Annotated in this window: 20 protein-coding genes; 15 read left to right on the forward strand and 5 right to left on the reverse strand. The window is 55.6% G+C overall.

Going from position 1 to position 20,875, the window contains the following annotated elements; all coding sequences use genetic code 11:
• Window positions 1–127: 127 nt before the first annotated feature.
• Complete coding sequence (locus tag WFP70_RS24630; RefSeq protein WP_034830547.1) at window positions 128–775, reverse strand: CPBP family intramembrane glutamic endopeptidase; 648 nt, start codon at window positions 773–775, stop codon at window positions 128–130.
• A gap of 216 nt (window positions 776–991) precedes the next feature.
• On the opposite strand from WFP70_RS24630, the gene WFP70_RS24635 reads away from it, so the two are divergent.
• From WFP70_RS24635 to WFP70_RS24645, 3 genes are all read left to right on the forward strand, one after another.
• A complete protein-coding gene (locus tag WFP70_RS24635; RefSeq protein WP_337024713.1) occupies window positions 992–3,586 on the forward strand; it encodes a bifunctional diguanylate cyclase/phosphodiesterase in 2,595 nt (864 codons plus the stop codon).
• Between the two features lie 321 nt (window positions 3,587–3,907).
• Window positions 3,908–4,207, forward strand: coding sequence for an I78 family peptidase inhibitor (locus WFP70_RS24640; RefSeq protein ID WP_045833892.1), 300 nt, complete (start codon window positions 3,908–3,910; stop codon window positions 4,205–4,207).
• Between the two features lie 172 nt (window positions 4,208–4,379).
• The gene (locus tag WFP70_RS24645) at window positions 4,380–4,697 is read left to right on the forward strand and encodes a hypothetical protein (protein ID WP_337024712.1); all 318 of its coding nucleotides are present in this window, start codon (window positions 4,380–4,382) and stop codon (window positions 4,695–4,697) included.
• Between the two features lie 114 nt (window positions 4,698–4,811).
• Here WFP70_RS24645 and WFP70_RS24650 read toward each other — a convergent pair whose 3' ends face one another.
• Complete coding sequence (locus WFP70_RS24650) at window positions 4,812–5,066, reverse strand: biofilm development regulator YmgB/AriR family protein (RefSeq protein ID WP_097117529.1); 255 nt, start codon at window positions 5,064–5,066, stop codon at window positions 4,812–4,814.
• Window positions 5,067–5,459: 393 nt separating this feature from the next.
• On the opposite strand from WFP70_RS24650, the gene WFP70_RS24655 reads away from it, so the two are divergent.
• Window positions 5,460–6,767: a multidrug efflux MFS transporter gene (locus WFP70_RS24655; RefSeq protein ID WP_337024711.1), complete on the forward strand. Its 1,308-nt coding sequence runs from the start codon at window positions 5,460–5,462 to the stop codon at window positions 6,765–6,767.
• Here the strand turns inward: WFP70_RS24655 and WFP70_RS24660 are convergent.
• Window positions 6,706–9,786, reverse strand: a complete 3,081-nt coding sequence (locus tag WFP70_RS24660; RefSeq protein ID WP_337024710.1) for a beta-galactosidase — start codon at window positions 9,784–9,786, stop codon at window positions 6,706–6,708. The genes WFP70_RS24655 and WFP70_RS24660 overlap by 62 nt on opposite strands.
• A 253-nt stretch (window positions 9,787–10,039) precedes the next feature.
• On the opposite strand from WFP70_RS24660, the gene WFP70_RS24665 reads away from it, so the two are divergent.
• From WFP70_RS24665 to WFP70_RS24695, 7 genes are all read left to right on the forward strand, one after another.
• Complete coding sequence (locus WFP70_RS24665) at window positions 10,040–10,186, forward strand: hypothetical protein (RefSeq protein WP_166933682.1); 147 nt, start codon at window positions 10,040–10,042, stop codon at window positions 10,184–10,186.
• 210 nt (window positions 10,187–10,396) lie between these two features.
• Window positions 10,397–10,651 (forward strand): anti-adapter protein IraP, encoded by a 255-nt coding sequence (gene iraP, locus WFP70_RS24670; protein ID WP_034830496.1) that lies wholly within the window; start codon window positions 10,397–10,399, stop codon window positions 10,649–10,651.
• A gap of 136 nt (window positions 10,652–10,787) precedes the next feature.
• Window positions 10,788–11,090, forward strand: a complete 303-nt coding sequence (locus WFP70_RS24675; protein WP_337024715.1) for a PsiF family protein — start codon at window positions 10,788–10,790, stop codon at window positions 11,088–11,090.
• Window positions 11,091–11,326: 236 nt separating this feature from the next.
• Window positions 11,327–12,850, forward strand: a complete 1,524-nt coding sequence (locus WFP70_RS24680) for a sodium:solute symporter family protein (RefSeq protein ID WP_337024709.1) — start codon at window positions 11,327–11,329, stop codon at window positions 12,848–12,850.
• Window positions 12,851–12,852: 2 nt separating this feature from the next.
• Window positions 12,853–13,626: a 6-phosphogluconolactonase gene (locus WFP70_RS24685; protein WP_337024708.1), complete on the forward strand. Its 774-nt coding sequence runs from the start codon at window positions 12,853–12,855 to the stop codon at window positions 13,624–13,626.
• Window position 13,627: 1 nt separating this feature from the next.
• Entirely contained in the window at window positions 13,628–14,782 is a 1,155-nt protein-coding gene (locus WFP70_RS24690; RefSeq protein ID WP_337024714.1) for an N-acetylglucosamine-6-phosphate deacetylase, read from the forward strand.
• Between the two features lie 154 nt (window positions 14,783–14,936).
• On the forward strand, window positions 14,937–16,472 hold the full coding sequence (locus WFP70_RS24695) for an FAD-dependent oxidoreductase (RefSeq protein WP_337024707.1): 1,536 nt from the start codon (window positions 14,937–14,939) through the stop codon (window positions 16,470–16,472).
• A gap of 66 nt (window positions 16,473–16,538) precedes the next feature.
• On the opposite strand, the gene proC is transcribed toward WFP70_RS24695, so the two are convergent.
• The gene (gene proC / locus WFP70_RS24700) at window positions 16,539–17,351 is read right to left on the reverse strand and encodes a pyrroline-5-carboxylate reductase (RefSeq protein ID WP_337024706.1); all 813 of its coding nucleotides are present in this window, start codon (window positions 17,349–17,351) and stop codon (window positions 16,539–16,541) included.
• 141 nt (window positions 17,352–17,492) lie between these two features.
• Between proC and WFP70_RS24705 the strand changes: the two genes are divergently transcribed.
• Window positions 17,493–17,936 (forward strand): YaiI/YqxD family protein, encoded by a 444-nt coding sequence (locus WFP70_RS24705; protein ID WP_034830508.1) that lies wholly within the window; start codon window positions 17,493–17,495, stop codon window positions 17,934–17,936.
• On the opposite strand, the gene WFP70_RS24710 is transcribed toward WFP70_RS24705, so the two are convergent.
• Window positions 17,937–18,644: a DUF2076 domain-containing protein gene (locus WFP70_RS24710; RefSeq protein ID WP_337024705.1), complete on the reverse strand. Its 708-nt coding sequence runs from the start codon at window positions 18,642–18,644 to the stop codon at window positions 17,937–17,939.
• Window positions 18,645–18,930: 286 nt separating this feature from the next.
• Between WFP70_RS24710 and aroL the strand changes: the two genes are divergently transcribed.
• From aroL to WFP70_RS24725, 3 genes are all read left to right on the forward strand, one after another.
• Complete coding sequence (gene aroL, locus WFP70_RS24715) at window positions 18,931–19,455, forward strand: shikimate kinase AroL (RefSeq protein ID WP_034830512.1); 525 nt, start codon at window positions 18,931–18,933, stop codon at window positions 19,453–19,455.
• A gap of 111 nt (window positions 19,456–19,566) precedes the next feature.
• Complete coding sequence (gene yaiA / locus WFP70_RS24720) at window positions 19,567–19,758, forward strand: protein YaiA (protein WP_337024704.1); 192 nt, start codon at window positions 19,567–19,569, stop codon at window positions 19,756–19,758.
• A gap of 290 nt (window positions 19,759–20,048) precedes the next feature.
• The gene (locus tag WFP70_RS24725) at window positions 20,049–20,801 is read left to right on the forward strand and encodes an IclR family transcriptional regulator (protein ID WP_337024703.1); all 753 of its coding nucleotides are present in this window, start codon (window positions 20,049–20,051) and stop codon (window positions 20,799–20,801) included.
• Window positions 20,802–20,875: the final 74 nt, after the last annotated feature.

The raw sequence follows: 20,875 nt of genomic DNA on the forward strand, positions 1-20,875 counted from the left end.
TGAGAAGATGCAGAACGGCCTGTTTTTTAAATTCCGGTGAATGCTTACGACTGCTCATTGTAGTTCCCCCTACTCGTTGGAATGGTGTCCAACTTTCGGGGTTCACTTCATCTCTTGCGCTGTTTTTTTATGCATAGAACCAGGCGGGCAGAATCGCGATCAGGTTATTCAGCGTATGCAGGAAGATGGGCAGCGCGAGGCTATTGCTGCGCAGACGGGCGTAACACAGCAACAGTGAAAACAGCGTCAGGGCCACGATGGTCTCCCAGTGCACGTACTGCGTGTGCATCGCGGCGAACAGCAGCGAGGTGAGTAGCATGCAGGCGAAGCGACTTTTCGGCGCCCATAACAGAAACCCCTGTAACAGAAAACCGCGGAACAACACCTCTTCAAACACTGGCGCGAGCAGCACGGCGGTCAGCAGCAGGATCAACATCGAACTGCGACCCTGTTGGCTCTGGGCAATCAACCAGCCTTCCGGTTGCAGGAATTGCGTTTGCGCCACCATCAGTGCCACCAGCGCACCCACAAACAGCAACGCCTGGCCGGGACGCAGATATCCCAGCGGAATGTCAGTGCGGCGTTGGCAGTAAAAACGATACAGCGGGTAAATTACCGCGAATTCGAACAAGCAGAGCACCGGCACCAGTAAACCGTTATTACGCAGCGCCCCGTAGTTGGGAAACAGCGTAATCAGCATGGTCACGACGTAATACACCACAAAGCTCGCGGCGTAGAACAGCGTCAGCGTCACCTTGTCGGATTGGGTGTCCATAGTCAGCTCAATGGGCAGAGGAAAACGCATAGTAGCAATGGCGATCATTGCTGTCGAGATGGCCCCACACAGAATCGCACTGCTCAAAAATTCCGCCGTGAGGACTAAATCTGCGGCGGCCTGCGCCGATAACCGAAAAAACCATTACAGGACAGAGGCGCTGTGAACGCGCACCCTGTCTTCTCTTTTGCTGCCTCTGTTTTGCGAGCACATTGCATGAATTCTGAGTATCACCGGCACGCGACCTTGCCTGCCAGGGCTAATATGGAAGCACACACCGTTCGGGTGACGCGACGCAGTCTGCGCACTCTGACATCGCTGCTGTTTGGCGTGCTGCTGCTTTCTGTCGTGATGGTGCTGGTGATTGCCCATCGACAAAACACCGACTCCATACAGCAGGATGTCAACCTGATGCGTCAGGCCTGGCTACAGCAGCAGGAGAAGATGATCATCGATGTGCGTGATTATGCGAACTGGGGGGAAGGCTGGAAAAATTTGCACCTGACGGTGAATAAAGTCTGGGCGTGGGACGAAGAGAACTTTGGACCCAGCCTGTACAAAGAGTATCACTACGATGGCGTGTTTGTGATCGATGGCGCCGGCAAAACGCGCTATGCGGTGGTGAATGGCAAATTGTCAGAGGCGTCGCTGGAGAGCTGGTTAGGTGGGCAAGCTGCACTATTGCTGGCCGCCGCACGTCACCAGCCCGAAGATGGCATCACACGTAACGTGATAATCAATCAGCAGCCGGCATTGGTGGTGGCCGCACCGATCACCCCAGGCAAGGTGCCCGATCTCCCCACCATCTCTGGCCCTTCTTCGGTGATGGTGTTCGTCAACATCATGACTCCGGAAAAACTGCAGGCGCTGGGCAAATCGCTCAATGTGATTGCGCCGCGTATTGCGAATGGCTTAAACGATGCGTTGTATGAACCGCGTCTGGTCGAACCGGTGATTCAGGGCGAATCGCTGGTATTGCGCTGGCAGGCCAAAAATCCCGGTTTTGGTGTGATATGGCTGATGATGCCGCTGTTGCTGTTTACGGCGTTAGCGGTTGCGCTGGTGACGCGCCGGGTGATTCGCCATGCGCTGCATAATGCAGTTATTTCCGATCGTCGCTTTGAAATGCTGGCCATCAGCCAGCGTGAACTGGCGAACAGTGAAGAGCGTTTTCGCGATCTTGCAGAAGCGGCCTCGGACTGGATTTGGGAAGTGGACGATCAGGGCCGCCTTTGCTATCTCTCCTCGCGGTTTGCCGCCGTGACAGGACACGAGGTCAAAAGCTGGATTGGGCGGCCGCTGGATCAACTCCTCAGTCATCCCAGCCATTCGCTGGTGGCCTGGCTGTTGCGTCAGGGCGATGAAATGCAGCATGTGCCGCTGCGCTGCCAGTTTATGGCTTCCAATGGCGAGCGCCGCATCGGCGAATTGATGGCGAAAACCATTCGTCGTAATGGACTGCGCACCGGCTTTCGCGGCACGGTGTCCGATATTACCCATGAGGTGGATGCAGAAGCGCGCATCCAGTTCCTGTCACGTCATGATTTGCTCACTGGCCTCGCCAACCGCATGCAGCTACAGGAATTCCTGACCACACATCTGGAAAATGCCACGCAAGAGGCACCGCTGTTTGTGATCAGCTTCGATCTCGATCAGTTCAAACCGATCAACGATTCTTGGGGCCACGCGGTGGGCGATGTGGTGCTGAATGAGATCTCTCAACGGCTGAAAAACCTGATCGGCCCAGATGAACTGGCGGCACGACTGGGCGGAGATGAGTTTATTCTACTGCTGCGCGAAAGCTCGCGCGCCGGTCTGGAGTATCGCTGCCGCGCACTGCAACGCGCCGTCCATCAGCCGATTATCAGCGGATCGCATCAACTGAGTCTTACAGCCAGCATGGGCATCGTCAGCGCACCGCAGGACGCCAGCCAACCGGAAGCCTTGCTACGGCTTGCGGACATCGCTCTCGGCCAGGCACGCACGGCTGGACGCGATCGCTGGGTATGGTACTCCAACGATATGGCCAACCATATTCAATCGAAGCGCGATATGGTGCAGGCGATTGAAGAGGCGCTGCGCAACAACACATTTTCACTGCACTACCAGCCGCGCTATCAACTGCAAACGGGACAGCTGGCTGGCGCAGAGGCGCTGATTCGCTGGCAGGTGGGCGAGGATAAATGGATTACCCCTGACCGCTTTATTCCGCTGGCGGAAGAGAATGGGCTGATCGCTGCCATCAGTGACTGGGTGCTCATGCGCGCCTGCCATGATGCCAGCGATTGGGGCGACCAGCGCTATGTATCCGTGAACATTTCACCGGTGGAGTTCCGCAACAGCGATCTGGTGGATCGTGTGGCGCATGCGCTGGCGGTTAGCGGCTTACCGGCCACCCGACTGGAGCTGGAGATCACTGAAAACGTCACCTTCGAGCATCCCGATCGTGCGCTGGAAATCATGCAGGGGCTGCGTGCGCTTGGCGTGCGGCTAACGGTCGATGATTTTGGCACCGGCTATGCCGCATTGGGTTACCTGAAAACCTTCCCGTTCAATGGTTTGAAAATCGATCGATCATGGATGAAGGAGTTCCCGGAGTCGAAGCAGGCGCAATCCGTGGTGGCGGGGATTGTCGGATTGGCACGCGCCTTTGCGCTCACCATCACGGCAGAAGGGATTGAAACCGAAGCGCAACTCAACGAGCTAAAAGCGCTGTCGTGTGAAGAGGGGCAGGGCTATTTTCTCGGCAAACCGATGCCGCTTGCGGCATTTAATGCGCGTTTGCAGGATGAAAAAGAGGCCGCTCAATAGGCGGCCTCTCGTTGATGGCGGCCGTTTTGCCGCCAGCATTATCGGGGGCTTAGCGCACCCGAACCGCAACCACGGTCATCAGGATGGCAAAGCCGATAAAAATAGCAAGTTCCATCATCGTCTCCTCAGATAATTCTTAGTTAATTATAGTGACTGAGTGCGTAATTTTTAGACAGCGCGTGCGATTAATCCTGGAAAATGAGAGGAAGATCGCGTGTTACAGCACAATTCTTCGACCAATCCGCTGGCATTGTTTTCACATCAACGGCTTGCTTTGTTACTCTCGGGAATGGTTCGTTTACTATCCAGGAGGAGAAACTTGTGACCCATTATGGAAAAGCGTTACTGGCCACGGCCTTTTTTGCCTTAACCGCCTGTCAGTCCGCCAGCAAACCGGACAGCACCGCTGCCGTCAGCCACGATCCCGAAACCGATCAGTGTGGCGCATCGCAATATCAGAATTATATCGGCCAGCCACTGAGTAGCCTTGATACCCAACGCTTTGCGGTGCCGGTGCGCGCCATTCCGTGGAACGGTGCCGTCACCATGGACTTCAACCTGCGCCGCCTGAATTTTACTGCTGATCAGAGTGGTAAAATTTCGCGGGTTTATTGCGGATAAATTCAAACGGACATCGCATTGTCATCGGGCTGTCATGGCGCCGGGCGAGGATAGCTGCGCATTACGGAGATTTCCTCGTCACTCTCGAATATGCAATGCTCGTCTTGTTTCTTCCCGCCTCGGCGGGAATTTTTTTATCTATTAATCCGTACTGGATTGATGAGGAGCGACGATGAGACACACCAAAAAAATTCTGCTAATCACCCTGCTATTAAGTCCACTGACGCACGCCTCGAGCGAAGCCGCCTGGCAGCAAAACAGCCAAACCCGGCAGCAAGCCTGTCTGAAAGCCAGCGGCCTGAAAGGGGTGAAGGTGGTGGGGAAACCGATTCAGTATGACGACAGCGTCGGCTACGACGCGGTACTGCTGGAAGGGCGTTATCCGCAGGAGCACATGAAAAATCAGATTGGGCGTGAGCTGTGCCTGTACCAGCGTACAAGCGGAAAAGCGGTGGTCAGCGAGGCCGATCACCTGCGCGCAGTGAAGTAACACGATATTGAGGCGCGCCCGCTTACGGCGCGTCTTGAAGTCCCTGAACGCTGCAGATGTCCTTTAAATCCACCGCACACAAGGCGATTTCTTCGGTGGTTTAATGACGGTACCTTACGGCTTTTGTTGCCTGTCTTCCAGCAACTGCGCCAGCAAATTACGATAGCTTTGGAGCTGCTGCTCATCCCCTTCAAACTCCAGTTTGGCAATCACCCGCGCAATGATCGCTTTGCTGGTAGCGGGCTGACCATCATCCATCAATTCGCGCATGATCGCTGCCAGCAGATCGCTCTCGTGCGGCGCATGCCAGGCAGGGCTGTTAAAGTAGTCGGTAATCGCCCGACTGGCGCTGTTAGGATGTATTCTCATGGCTGACCTCCGCAGAGACAACGATGCCCACCGCCGGTTATTGGCAGCATTGGGAAATATGGGTTAAGCATGGGAACTGTCCAGAACGGGCAGCGCCTCGCCAGCGATGGCCGGTGATTTTTTAAACATAGATGCGGCGTCGAATATTGTCAGTAATGGATAGACATATTTTTTCACGTTTGCTCTCTGTCGCGATGCGCTTATCTTGCTGAGTTGTTTGTTACAGCACATAAAGACACTATAAATCGTGTCCCTTACACTATTTGCTGTGAGCAGAATCACGCAAGGCAGCGGAAAACTGCGTTTTTAACCTGATGCCATGTTTTGCCGTCCAGCGATGTTATGAGGTTGTTAGACTGAACCCTCATTTCATTTTTTCTGATGTAGATGCCCATGCTACGCTCCATCGAGTCCTGGAAGGTCAATCTGATATCGGTCTGGTTTGGCTGTTTTTTTACCGGATTAGCCATCAGCCAGATCATTCCCTTCCTGCCGCTCTACGTTGAGGAACTCGGTATCCATGGCGCCAATGCACTAAGCGTCTGGTCGGGTCTCACCTTCAGTATTACCTTCATCGTCTCTGCTGCGGTAGCGCCGCTGTGGGGCAGCCTGGCTGACCGTAAAGGGCGCAAGCTGATGCTGTTACGCGCATCCTTTGGCATGGGCGCGGTGATACTGCTGCAGGCGTTTGTGACCGAAGCGTGGCAGTTGCTGCTGTTGCGTGCGCTGATGGGCTTAACCTCTGGCTATATCCCCAATGCGATGGCGCTGGTGGCCGCTCAGGTTCCGCGCGAGCGCAGCGGCTGGGCATTGAGCTGTGTCTCCACCGGGCAAATTGGCGGTGTGATTCTGGGGCCGATGATTGGCGGGCTGCTGGCTGACTGGCTGGGACTGCGCATGGTGTTTATTGTCACAGCAGTGCTGTTGATGGTGAGCTTCCTTGTCACGTTGTTCCTGATCAAAGAGACCGGCTACACGCCAGTGAGCAAGCAGGACAAAATGAGCGGACGCGAGGTGTTCCGCAGCCTCGACAATCCTCGCCTGATGATGTGTCTGTTCGTCACCACCATGGTGATCCAGATGTGTAACGGCTCGGTGAACCCGATCCTGACGCTGTTCGTGCGTGAGCTGGCGCCCGATGCGCAGAATCTTGCCTTCCTCAGTGGTGTGATTGCCGCACTGCCGGGCGTTTCGGCGCTGATCTCCGCCCCTCGTTTGGGTAAGCTGGGTGATCGCATTGGCACGCAGCGCATTCTGATGGGCACCATGCTGTTTTCTCTGGTGTTGCTGATGGCGATGTCATTCGTTACCAGCGCCACTCAGTTAGGCGTGCTGCGTTTCCTGCTGGGCTTTGCCGATGGCGCGATGATGCCTGCAGTACAAACGCTGCTGGTACGCCACTCGCGCGATAATGTCACCGGACGCATCTTTGGCTACAACCAATCCTTTATGTATCTCGGCAACGTGGCCGGCCCGCTATTGGGTGCGGCGGTGTCTGCTGCGACCGGCTATCGCTGGGTCTTCTTCGCTACCGCCGTGGTGGTGCTGTTGAATGTCCTGCTTCTGCGCCGCTTCTATCGCCGCCCGAAAACCGAGCTGGTTCCACCGCTGAGCCAGCAAGGTGAGGCGGCGAAGAAGTCTACTGGCGCAGCGTCAGCGCGTAGTGCCACTTCTGCTGAGAAAGCAAAAACTCCGGGCTGACGCTGGGGCTCCAGGAATCGTCACCGCCCACGCCCATATGGAAGCCATCAAGGTGCAGCCAGCAGCCTTCCTCTTCCCGCAACAGATGGCGATGCGAGGTATCACGCAGCTGTTCGAGGCTGTAGCGGCTGAGCGAGAACGCAAAATCGCCGCTCGCCTGCCAGCTGCCGGTATCAAGCTGGCGCGTACCGCAGCGCAATCCGTTTTCACCGGGAAACACATAGGCGGTACTCAGCGAAGTCAGCGGCTGCTGCCAGTGTGAAAACTGCGCCGCCAGCTGACGATCCGGATAGTTTTCATGCGGGCCCAGGCCGAGCCAGCTCACACTCTGCGGCGCGCTCCTCAACTGACAACGCAACCCGATGCGCGCGGGAGCAGGCAAGCCCGGCGCCTGTTGCACCTCGACACTGACGCTCAACTCACCGTTGCCACCGATCTGATAACGCTTGTGGCTGGTAAAGATCACCTGCCCATTGGCCTGCCACTGATGCCAGGTTTCAATCAGCACGCTGTGTTTCAGACTATCGACCTGCATATCCAGCAGCACCGCTTCCAGCTGGTTATAGCCCGCGTGTTTCCAGCGCTCCACCCAGGCATTGGGATCGACATTGGCGGCTTCACTGGTGCCGATATCGTTATCAATCGGCGCGCGTACAAAGCACTCCTGCAATGACGTCAGCATCGTCTCTTCATCGTTAACAAACCACTGCACCAATTCCCCACTGCGGCGCGAGAAGTGCCAACGCTGTTGCGGCAGTTGCACGGCAACCAAATCGTGATTGGCAATCAGCTCTGGCGCGGTGGGCGTGGCATCAATCACACGAGGCATTAACGCGGCGGGCAGCGGCCACTGATCCCAGGCCACGCGGGCATCGGTTTCCGACCATGCGGTGGCAGCGATCTGATGCACCGCGAGATTCAGCCACGCATTCCCCTGTAAATGTTCAGCGGCTGGAATATCAATCGTCTGGCTGCCCTGCGCGGTGAGATGCAGCGGCAGTTCGCCCTGCGCGACGGAAACGCCATCCTGTTCAATCGACCAGCGCAGCACTTCATTATCGCTGCTGCGGAACAGGTACTCGCTGGAGATCGTGAAACGCCAGGCATTACTGGCATCGCGCTGGAACTGGAAGTATTGCTGTGCACGCTGCGCTTCAAACAAAGCCGGATGCGGCGTTCGATCGGCAAACACCAGACCGTTCATACAGAACTGACGGTCGTTAGGCGTGTCGCCAAAATCGCCGCCGTAAGCCTGCCATGGCTGGCCTTGTTCGTCATAACGCGTCAGGCTTTGATCGACCCAATCCCAGACGAAGCCGCCCTGCAGACGCGGGAACTGACGGAATGCCTGCCAGTATTTGGCGAAGCCCCCGAAGCTATTGCCCATCGCGTGTGCATACTCGCACAGGATCAGCGGACGCGTTTCCCCCGGCAGGCCAATCCATTTTTTCAATGACCACTTCGGTACGGCAGGGAAGGGCTGATCCTGATCGACGCGCGCATACATTGGGCAGACAATATCGGTGGCGGCAGTACTGGCGCCACCACCTTCATATTGCACCGGACGGGTCGGATCGCTGCTTTTCACCCATTGATAGAGCGCATCATGGGTACTGCCATGGCCGGACTCATTGCCGAGTGACCAGATGATGATACAAGCGTGGTTACGATCGCGCTGCACCATGCGCGTGACGCGCTCGCTATAGGCGGCGAACCAGCGTGGATCGGCCGATAAACGGTTCATTGGCTGCATGCCGTGGGTTTCAATATTGGCCTCATCGACGACATACAGGCCATATTCATCGCACAGGCGATACCACAGCGGATGGTTGGGATAATGCGCACAGCGAACGGCGTTGAAGTTGTGGCGTTTCATTAATTCAATATCGCGCCGCATGCTGGCTTCATCCACCACCTGGCCATTTTCCGGATGATGTTCATGACGGTTAACGCCGCGAATCAGCAGGGCCTTGCCGTTGACGCACAGTTGACCGTTTTCAATGCTGACACGCCGGAAGCCGACATCGTAGGCTTCGGCTTCAATCACCTGCCCGTTGTCATCCAATAGCGTCACCACGGCACGATAGAGATGGGGCGTTTCCGCACTCCACAGCAGGGGATTTTTTATCGGCAGCACCAGCAGCGCGCGCTCTGGGTAATGCCCACGTTCGTCAATCACCGCACTGCCCGGCGCTTGTTCTTCACTGCCGATGCAGGTTTCGTCCTGCCACAGGCTCACACGCAGACGGCACTGATTAAGCGGTCGTTCACTGGCGTTAATTTTGACACTCACGCGCAGATCGCCACGGATATATTCCGGGCTCAGCGCCGTTTCGATTTGCACGTCGGCCAGTTGGGTTGATGGCTTATGGAGCAGGCTGACGTCGCGGAAAATCCCGCTCATGCGCCACATATCCTGATCTTCTAAATAGCTGCCATCGCTCCAGCGCAACACCATCACTGCCAGTCGGTTCTGGCCACGCTGTAATGCCTGACTGAGATCAAACTCGGCTGGCAGGCGGCTGTCCTGTGAATAGCCGATCCACTGGCCGTTACACCACAGGAAAAAGGCCGAGTTAACGCCGTCAAACACAATGCGCGTTTGTCCTTGTGTCAGCCAACTCTCATCGACATTGAATGTGAGCGAGTAACATCCGGTGGGGTTTTCCTTAGGAACAAACGGCGGGTTCACAGGAATCGGATATTGCACGTTAGTGTAGATTGGCGCGTCAAAGCCATGCAGCTGCCAGTTTGCTGGCACGGACAGGGAGTGCGCGCCAGGCAAATCCTGCAGCAACCAGCTTTGTGGCACCGCTTCAGGCTGTGAGAAATAGCTGAAACTCCACTGTCCATTCAGTAACTGGCGTGATGGGGAAGGGGCATCGTCGCGCGCACTGACTTCATCGCGCCAGCTGGAAAACGGCGGATGGGCATCCAGACGGTTCAGGCTAGTGATCACCGGATTTTCCCAGTCGCGACGCGCCAGGATATCACTGAGAGAAAGGGTGGGCAGGGTCATGGTAAGATCTCATTGATTGTAATGCGCTCACATTGCGTCATTTCGCGCGGCGTGTAAAGTGATCGACCGCCCGCAATGGTTGAAATTTTCTTCAATATGATGATGCCTCTGTGGTTTTTTTGCGGGCGTAGTGCCAGTAATTTGTTAAGCGTGGTGAGCAGAGATGAATAGCGCCGGGTTGCAGAGAATTCTGTATTGTCGTGCCCGTTACCGCCTCATACACTCAGCCCGATTTCACCATCCAGAGGTAATTATGGTCCGTATTATTAAACTCGCTGCCGTTGTGGCATTGGTGACCGCGTTGAGCGGTTGTATCTTCCCACCGCCGGGTGGCGGAGGCGGTTGGGGTGGTCCTGGCGGCGGTGGCGGTCCAGGTCGTGGCTTTATGGGACCCCATTAATTAGCGCCAGACGTTAATGCATGATTACGCGCGAAACGTTTCGAAAAAGCCCTATCAATGAAGTGAAACGTTTCGCCGTTACATATTGAAATTCCGTTTCTTTTATAACGCTGCGCTTATTCTAAATTTTAAGCAAACCGCCAAAAATCCCTGTTGTTTTAACCCCCTCAATGCTAACGTCTGTTTTCCATCTCTTATTGAGCCTGTCGCATGAAAAACCTTATCGCGGAACTTCTGCTAAAACTGGCTGAGAAAGAAGAAGAGTCAAAAGAATTAGTGGTCCAGGTAGAGGCATTAGAAATTGTGCTGACGGCCATGCTGCGTAAGCTGGATCCTGAACAATTCAACGAGATTGCGGCCGGTATCGCCACCGCGATGCCTCCACTTGCCCCTGCGGCAGAAACCCCAGATACCACTCTGCTGCGTAACTACGTTGAAAAGCTGCTGAATCATCCCCGCGTGTAAGCGTCACGCCACGCTGAAGAACCGATTTTGCTGTTAGCGTGCTCGCAGCAAGCTCTGGACGAGGGAATATATTTTTTTCTGCATTGCTTATTTCCTGCCATGATTAAGAGGCAATAATTCTATGGAGATTCCGGCAATGAAATCGTGTCTTTTGGCAATGATAGCAGCAGGCCTGCTGTTGGCGGGCAATGCGGGTGCAGCAGAGAAAACCGCCCAACAAAATAAAATGACCATATGTAATCAACACGCATCTTCTCAGGATTTAAAAGGGGATGCGCGTAAATCCTTCATGAGCGACTGTCTGAAAAAAGACAGCAAGATAGGCAGCATGACGCCGCAGCAAATGAAGATGAAAACCTGTAATACCGACGCGGCTGATAAAAAACTCAGCGGCGATGCACGCAAGACCTTTATGAGTTCCTGCCTGAAAAAAGCCTAATCGAATTGCACCTGATTTAAGGGTTCATACTGTGTATGAGCCCTTTTTTATTGCTTCTCACTCGCTACCATTCACCGGTCAGAAGAAAAAGTAATAGCCGGAGCGTCGTCACATTTTAAACGCGGTAATGCTGCCAGGATGCATTAATCCTAAATAAGGACTAATTAAAAAATAATCTATCCTTCCCCCTCGAACCGGATGCTTTCGTCGGGCAGCTTTGACCTGTGGAGACGGCTATGAATGTGCTTGATTATGCTGTGATGGCGCTCTATGCGCTGATGATAGTGGCCATTACGCTCTGGGCGATGCGTAAAGTCGGCAGCACGCGTGATTTCTTTGCGGCAGGCGGGAAAATGCCCTGGTGGTTGTCGGGCGTCTCGCATCATATGTCCGGCTACAGTGCGGCCGTGTTCGTGGCCTATGCGGCAGTGGCTTATAACATGGGCATCACCATCTATTTCTGGTGGGCGTTTCCCATCTCCGTTGCGGTATTAATCGGGTCGCGGTTGTTTGCTCCACGCTGGGCCAGACTGCGAATCCATATGAATATCGAATCGCCGATGGAGTACCTCGCGACGCGTTATAACCTGCCAACGCAAATGGTGCTGGCGTGGAGTGGGGTGCTGCTGAAAACCTTCGACGTCGGCGCCAAATGGGCCGCCATTGCCGTGATCATCAATGTCTTTACCGGGTTAGATCCGTTGATTGGCATCTGTATCTCCGGGGCGCTTAGCCTGTTTTATACCGTGATGGGCGGTTTATGGGCCGATGCCTGCAATGATTTCGGCCAGTTTGTGGTGCAGTTTGTCGCCGCGATGGTCATGGTGGTGGCCGTGGCGATGCATCTGGGTGGTTTCGGCGAACTGTTCACCATCTGGCAGCACTTGCCCGCCACGCACACCGACATCGTTCAGGAGCCGTATACGCTCGGCTTTATCCTCGCCTACTTTGTGATTTACACCCTGAGCTACAACGGCGGCACCTGGAATCTGGCACAACGCTTCATCGCCGCACCGGCGGGTCGCGATGCTCGTAAAGCGGCGTTGCTCTCGGCCGCACTTTACCTGATCTGGCCGCTGATACTGTTCTGGCCGATGTGGGCGGCACCACTGCTGTTCCCCAATCTTAGCGATCCCTCACGTTCATACTCTGTGATGGCGATGGAATTACTGCCGAATGGGTTAATAGGATTAGTGCTGGTGGCGATGTTCACTCACACACTGTCGATGACTTCATCAGATGCCAATGCCATCACGGCGGTGGTTACGCGTGACATTCTGCCCGGCATGCTGCCGCGCCATTTTCAGCGCGGTAAAAGCTCGCTGCTCGTCGCGCGTCTGACGGCTTTTCTCTTCATCATCACCACGTTGATTATCGCCATGAATGCCAGCCGTTTCGGCGGTGTGCTGTCTCTGCTGATTATCTGGTTCGGTGGATTAGTGGGGCCCATTTCGATTCCGATGCTTTTAGGCTTACTGCCCGCATTTCGTCGTAGCGGCAGTGCCGCGGCGCTGGTGAGTTGGGCCGTGGGCGTGGGCACCTTTTTCTGCGTGAAATTTATCTTTACTGATGTCAGCACTGCCACTCAGGTGGCCGCCCCCGTGATGTCATCGCTGGTGCTGTTTGTGGTGATGGGATGGCTGCGTCGTGCGCCGGTCAATCCGGAAGTCGACGCGCTGCTCGCGGCACTCAATCAGGATCAGGATATGCCCGCCAGTGCGCACTGGCCGAAAAGTCACAACGCTTCTCAAGAGGGATAAGAATGACGCTTTTACAACAGGGAAAGCGCGACCGCTTGTGGGTCAAGCGCTTCGCCCATCGTGATGCATTAGGCATCGCGGCGGCAGAGGATGCCATCGCCTATTTGCAGCAATTACTGCAACAGCAGGCGGTGGTGCGAATGGTGTTTGCTGCCGCGCCCTCACAACGTGAGTTTCTTGCCGCGCTGGCTGCCGCGCCGAATCTCGACTGGCAGCGCATCCACGCGTTCCACATGGATGAATACATTGGGTTGAATGAGGATGCGCCGCAGCGTTTTAGCCATTTCCTGCGTGAACATCTGTTTGACCGCGTACAACCTGGCGAAGTGCATCTCATCCCTTCAGGTGGCGATCCTGCGGGAGTGTGTCGCGAATATGCGCGCAAGTTGGAGGCGGCACCGATCGATGTGGTCTGTCTGGGCATTGGTGAAAATGGCCATCTGGCCTTTAACGATCCGCCGGTAGCGGATTTCAGCGATCCGCTTAGCGTCAAGACAGTGCAACTGGATCACGCCTGCCGTCAGCAGCAGGTCAACGACGGCTGTTTCCCCACACTCGAGCAGGTGCCGACGCACGCGGTGACGCTGACGATTCCCGCTTTGATGCGTGGCACCAGGCTGTTCTGCATGGTGCCGGGCGCGACCAAACGCGCAGCGGTGCAGGCAACATTGCACGACGCGATATCCACGGCTTGCCCGGCAACCCGATTGCGCCAGCATCCCAACTGCACGCTCTATACCGACGCCGATGCCTGCGCGGAGGTGATTTTTGACTGAAATGCTATTACGCGGTCGCGATTACCGCACGCTGGATCCGATTGAGCTCTACATGTGTGAAGGCCTGCTGGCAGAGGTGCGATCGTTGCCAGAGCCCGATAACGATCTGATTCTGGCGCCGGGGCTGGTGGATCTGCAAGTTAACGGCTTTCAGGGCGTGGACTTTAATCACTTTCCTTTTAGCGAACAGGATGTGCTGAATGCCACGCACGCGTTGTGGCAACAAGGGGTCACCAGCTTTATGCCGACGGTGATCACCGCTCAGCCCGGAGAGATTGCGCAAGCGTTGCAGCGACTGGCCAGCGCCTGTGAACACTATTCGGACGTCGCGCTGGCGGTGCCGGGTTTTCATCTGGAAGGGCCATTTTTGTCACCGGAGGACGGCCCGCGCGGTGCGCATCCACGGGAGGCGATCTGTGCGCCGGATGTGTTTCTGTTTGAAAGCTGGCAACGGGCCGCGCAGCAGCGCATTGGTTTGCTGACGCTCTCACCGGAATGGCCGCAAAGCAGCGAGCTCATCCGGCATTGCGCGGCGCAGCAGGTGCGAGTGGCGATTGGGCATACGTCGGCCTCTGCCGCGCAGATTCATGATGCGGTGCTGGCGGGCGCTTCGCTTTCAACTCATCTGGGCAATGGCGCGCACCTGCAACTGCCGCGCCATCCCAATTACATCTGGCAGCAGCTGGCGGAAGATGCGCTGGCGGCCACGCTGATTGCCGATGGTGATCATCTGCCCGCTGAGGTATTGAAAGTCTTTTTACGGGCGAAGGGCGAGCAGGCGCTGCTGGTGAGTGATGTGACCTGCTTTGCCGGGCAGCCGCCGGGCATCTACGATTCGGCAATAGGCGGACGCGTGCAACTGAGCGCGGAAGGGCGGCTGAGCATGGCGGATGCGCCACAGCTGCTGGCCGGTTCCGCGCGGGGCCTGCTGGATGGCGTCAATTTTCTGCTGCGGCAACAATTAGCCTCTTTGCAGCAGGCGATTGAGATGGCATCGATTCGTCCGGCACGGCAGTTAGATTTGCCACAGCAGCATGGGTTGGCACCCGGTGCGCCGGCGGATGTGTTGTTGCTGAAACCCCAGCCAGATGGGGGCGTGGCGTTAGTCGCCTGTCTCAAACAGGGCAAAAAGGTGTGGCAAGCCGCCTCAGCCTGAAGCGCGATTTTATTTTCCTCGCTAACGGTGTGATAAGTAATAGCTTATCCGCCGTTACGCTTTGTTTCTTCAGCGAAATTCTCCTGCTTTGCCAGGCTTACTGTTTGTAGGGATTTAATGTCGTCAAATCCAATAACAACGCAGGAGGCTAATCGTGAGCTATCAATCTGTCGTGGAACTCAAGTCGCTGGCGCAGCACAAACCCACCAAATTCACCGTGGGTGATATCGATATGGTACTGGTTCGCGATGGCGAACGGGTGCAGGCGTTGCAGGCAAAGTGCCCCCATGCGGGAGCGCCGTTAGAGCAGGGTGCAATTTGCGGCGACAAGCTGGTGTGTCCGTGGCACAAGGCGGTATTTCAACTGCGCGATGGCAAGATGTGTGAGCCGCTGGCATTGGCCAACCTCAAACGCTATCCGGTGCGTGTTGAACAGGGCAAGGTGCTGGTGAATCCACAAGCGATGTCACCCGCCAGTGCGCCCGCCGCTCAGGGCGAATCACCGGTGTGCGTGATTTTAGGTTCCGGAGCCGCAGGCAGTGCGGCGATCTGGACGCTCCGCGATGAAGGTTTCAGCGGGCGCATTGTGCTGGTGGAGCGCGAATCCGCCGCCCCTTACGATCGCACCGCGCTGAGCAAGTTTGTGCCTTCGGGAAAAATGGCGATTGAGGATGTGCCTAAACTCCTTAAGCCGGATGTGCTGGGTTCGCTACAGCGTATTCAGGGCGAGGTCGCGCAACTCAAGGCGCAGGATCAGACGTTGATTCTTGCTGATGGTCAGACAGTGAAATTTGACCAGCTAATTATTGCCAGCGGCGGCGTGCCGCAGCCTCTTAACATCCCCGGTAAGGATTTGCAGGGTGTGCATCTGTTACGTTCGCTAAATCAGGCGGATGAACTGCTCAAACAGGTGGATCAAACAGAGCAGCTGGTGATCATCGGCAATAGTTTTATCGGTATGGAGATGGCGGGTGCACTGCGCAATCGTGATGTGGATGTCACGGTGATTGCCCGCCATCCATTGCCGTTTGCTAAGCAGTTTGGTGAAGAGATTGGACGATATTTTCACGATCTGCATCGCAGCAATGGGGTGAAATTTGTTGAGGGTGAGCCGGAAGCGCTGGAAGGGAAAGAACAGGTGCAAGCGGTGCGTCTGAAAGGGGGCAAATCGGTGCCAGCAAGTCAGGTGCTGTTTGCCACTGGCGTGAAACCGGCGACGGATTTCATCCATGATTTGCCACTGCAGGACGATGGCAGCCTGCTCGCCGATGGACAGTTGCGCGTGGCTGAAAATATCTGGGTCGCGGGCGATATCGCCAGTTATCTCACGCCGCGTGGCCCGCAGCGTATTGAGCACTATCGTGTGGCACATCAGCAGGGACGTATTGCGGCACTCAATATGCTGGGCAAAGGGGTGATGTATGATCGCGTGCCGTTTTTCTGGACCGCGCATTATGGCACACGCTACGAATATCTGGGCCATGCCGAAGAGTGGGACGACTACCGGCTACTGGGATCGCTTCAGGACAAAAGTTTCATCGCCTTTTACTCTCGTCAGGGCATCATCGCGGCCGTGTGTTCAGCAGGGATGTACACGCTGACGGCGGCGCTGGTGGAAGCCATGCAGCAACCGATGACGCTGGCGCAAGGGCTAGCGCTATTTGAAGCCTATCAGGGACAGGGCGCGTAAAGAGGGCTGCACAACATTGGACGGATTCAGGTGCGCAGGCATGCGCACCTGATTAAACCGGGTAGGTTATTGCTTACTTAATGCTTCGGACTTGGCCATGCACTGCTGCATTGCGTTGATCACTGCCGCGCGGAAGCCTTTCTCCTCCAGCACTTTCACCGCTTCGATGGTGGTACCGCCAGGTGAGCACACCATATCTTTCAATTCGCCAGGGTGTTTACCGGTTTCCAGTACCATCTGCGCGGAACCTTTTACCGCCTGCGCGGCAAATTGATAAGCCTGCGCACGCGGCATACCGCCGAGCACGGCAGCGTCAGCCATCGCTTCAATAAACATAAACACATAGGCCGGAGCCGAACCGCTCACACCGACCACAGCATGAATCAGAAATTCATTCACCACCGCCGCTTTGCCGAAGCTCTCGAAGATACCGACTACTTCGTCGACTTCATGCGGTTCCACCAGTACGTTAGGGGTAATCGAAGTCATGCCTTCATTCACCAGTGACGGTGTATTCGGCATCACGCGGATGATTTTGCGGTCGTGCCCGAGCACGGCGGCCAGGGAATCAAGGGTGACGCCGGCGGCAATCGACACCACCAGCGAATCCTTCTTCAATTGACCCGCGAGATCTTTCAGCACTTTGAGAATCACATTCGGTTTCACGGCACCAAACAGGATATCAACTTCACGTGCCAGACTCTCTGGGCTTTCAGCCGCTGTCACGCCGTATTGCTCTGCCATCGCCTGATTGGTGGCCGGTTTGCGATCGCAAACCCAGATGTTAGCCGGGGCAATCAGCCCGCTGTTGACCAGTCCGCTGATGATGGCTTTCGCCATATTGCCGCAGCCGATAAACCCGATTTTCTTCTCCAGCATCGCTCTATCCTTTAAGTGTTCATTTTCTCGTGCGAGTTAGCTTACGACAGCTGTGCTGAATAACAAGCCGCGTAAAAATATTTGCCATTCTGCCGCAAGCGGGCAAGATCGCCTCCAATTCTGTAGGAAAAAGGAAAACACATGTCGATTTGGGTTGATGCTGATGCCTGCCCCAATGTCATCAAAGAAGTGCTGTACCGTGCCGCCGAACGCGCCAAAATCACCGTGACTTTCGTGGCGAATCAGCCGCTGCGCGTACCGCCATCACCGTGGCTGAAAACGCTGCAGGTGGCGGCGGGGTTTGATGTCGCTGACAACGAAATCGTCAAGCGTGTGCAGCCGGGCGAACTGGTGATCACCGGAGATATTCCGTTGGCGGCAGAAGTACTTGAGAAGGGCGCTGCGGCGTTGAATCCGCGGGGTGAGCGCTATTCACCGGATACCATTCGTCAGCGTCTGACCATGCGTGACTTTATGGAAACGATGCGAGCAAGTGGGGTGCAGAGCGGCGGCCCATCGGCGCTAAACCAACGTGACCGCCAGCTGTTTGCTAACGAACTGGATAAGTGGCTACGTCAACGCTAATCAGACGAAGCTGTCATCGTCGTCATAGTCGCCACCGCCAAAGTCGCTGAAGTCGTTGTTATCCGCAAAGCTGTTGTTATCCCAGCTGGCGTTGTCGTTCAGGAAGGCGTTGTCGCTGTCATTACCGTTGAAGGTATCGAGGCTGTTATCCACCTGCGGCAGCGCCGGCTCGTTGATGATGTTCACGATCTCTTCCGGCTGAGAATGATGGAACATGCTGGTCAGCATATCGGCCATCACCACACCACCCGCAACACCCACCGCGGTTTGCAGTGCGCCACCGAGAAAGCCGGTGCCGCGCGCAGGCGGAGCCGCATACTGCTGCTGCGGTGGCTGGGCATATTGTTGTTGCGGCTGCTGCGGCGCGCTGCCCCACACTGGCTGTTGCTGCTGCGGTGCAGACTGGCGAGAACCGCCGCCAAACAGACTCGACAGGAAACCACCGCTGCTTTGCTGCGGTGCTTGCTGTTGTTGTTGCTGAGCCTGTGTCAGGCGATTCTCAAGATCGGCCACCTGAGCGTTGAGTTTTTTCAGCGCCGCTTCCTGAATCAGGATTGCCTGTGACATGTAGTAAGGCGCGCCAGGCTGGGTCTGCAAGTGCTGTTTAATCAGCTGCTCGGCACCGGCATCACGCGGTCCGCTCTGGGTTTCAGCCTGTTTCAGTCGGCTAAAGAGATTGTCAATTAACTGTTGTTCTTCGTTCTGCATGGTGTGAACCTCCAATGATTCGTACCTCCTTATATGTGGTCAACGTGACAGAAAGTAAATCAATGGCCTGGTAAGGAAATGTTGCCCGTGCTTACAAATAGGTTGATGCACGAAATACGCATCATTTTATCTTTATTAATCATGTTGATAGTGAATTCATGGCCGTAAATACGCGTAAATCGTGCTTCGCGGGTGGCTGATAAAATAAAATCCAGGTATCATGCGACGCAATATTGACCTGATGACCTTGCCCGTGCGGCATAAATACGGCGGAGGATGAGCCCGGATGTCATTACCCATCTATCTGATCGGCGCACGCGGTTGCGGTAAAACCACTATCGGCCAGGCCCTTTCTCAGGCGCTCGGTTATGCCTTTAGCGATACCGATCATAACCTGCAGCTCACGACGCAACGCACCGTGGCGGAAATCGTCGCGGCTGAAGGCTGGGACAGCTTCCGTGCGCGCGAAACTGAATCGCTGCGGGCGGTCACAGCGCCGGCAACGGTGATTGCCACCGGCGGCGGGATGGTGTTGGCTGAGGTGAATCGTCGCTTTATGCGCGAACATGGGCAGGTGATTTGGTTAAATGCCCCGTCAACGGTACTGGCCGATCGTCTTGAACGTCAGCCCGAAGCCGCACAGCGCCCGACGCTAACCGGTCGTCCGATTGCCGAGGAGATGAGCGATATTCTGCGCGAGCGCGCGCATCTTTACCGCCAGACCGCGCACCATGAAGTGAATGCCATGCAGGCGCCAGAACAGGTTGTGGATCAAATTTTGCAATCCCTCTCGCTCGCCCGCGCCAGCTAACTCCTTCAGATTTATCCCTCTTTTTTCTCGCGATCCTCCATTGTCTATACTTTATTAGAGACAGGGGGATCGCCGCTGTCTGTGTGGAAACCAGACATAAGAGGGAAATCTATGCCAACCAAACCACCGTACCCGCGAGAAGCGCGCATCGTCACCGTCGAGAAAGGCGCGGCAGGCAATACTGTGACGTGGTATGAGTTACGCGCTGACCATCCGAAGCCCGATTCACTGATCAGTGAGCACAAAACTGAAGCCGAAGCGCAGGATGCCAAAGCGCGTTATGAAGACGCGGATAAAGAGTAAATCTCGCGGGCAGGGACGCCTGTTAATCAGTGATTACTTTCCGTGGCTAAACAGTTATTTTCAACTGCCTTAAAATGACTAATATGCCCGCCAGAACCGCCATCCTTTTCTGCTGTTATTCCTGCTTGCCTGATAACGTCACTTTATTTTCAGTTTGCGCCGTATTTTATGCTGCGTTAAATCGAAGCAAATATAGCCGGTTCAAAATTTGCGCTTGACCCGTTCAGCAGAGCGAATTACTTTCACTGTATTGATATAGGAACTCAGTTCCACATAGTGAAACCTACGCCATGACCACACTCGAAAACGCCGCTGCCGTACTGAAGCTTTTCCAGCGCTTTGGCGTGACGCAGGGCCATCCGGGCCTGACCTTCACCGAGGTGGTTGACGCGTTAGGATTACCGAAAAGTACCGTTTCGCGTCTGTTGGCGACCATGGAAAGTGAAGGATTGCTTGAGCGTGATCCCGATAGTCGTTGTTTCCAGATTGGTCGTGTGTTGCTTTCAGTTGCGGGGCACTACTTATCTACGCCGTTGGTGGATAGCGCTTCTGCGCCGATGGCGCAGTTGGCGGCCAGCAGTGGTTGTATGGGGTACATCTCCGTGCTGGATGGGCAAGACGTTCTGGTGATGCGCATGTATCACGGCCGTTTTTTCACCCAACTCGTCACGCCGCCAGGTACGCGTGTTTCCCTTTCCGGTACCTCTACCGGGCGCGTGCTGCTGGCACAGTTGAGTGATGACGAAGTGCGTGAGCGTTTTGCCGATGACTGGCAAGCCGCATCCGCAAACTCGCCGCTGAACATTGATGCACTCTGTAAAGAATTAGCGGTGATTCGCCAGCAGGGCTGGGCACTGGCACGCAATGAGACGTTGCCAGGCATCAGCTCACTGGCGGTGGCGGTTACCAATAAACATCGCGGCGAAAGTGCCGCACTGTGTCTCTCGTTTCTCTCGCAAGAAGCGGCCCCGGGTTATCCGGACGCGCTGCTCAGCGAACTGCGCGCAACGGCTGCATTGATGGCCGAGAAATACGGCGCATAACCTTATTTTCGATTTAAAGGCGTTTATTCGCGCCACACCAGGGAAATAGCAGGTCTTCGGACCTGCCTATTTCA

The organism is Pantoea sp. USMM079, assembly GCF_037153115.1.
GTDB classification, from domain to species: Bacteria; Pseudomonadota; Gammaproteobacteria; order Enterobacterales; family Enterobacteriaceae; genus Pantoea; species Pantoea communis.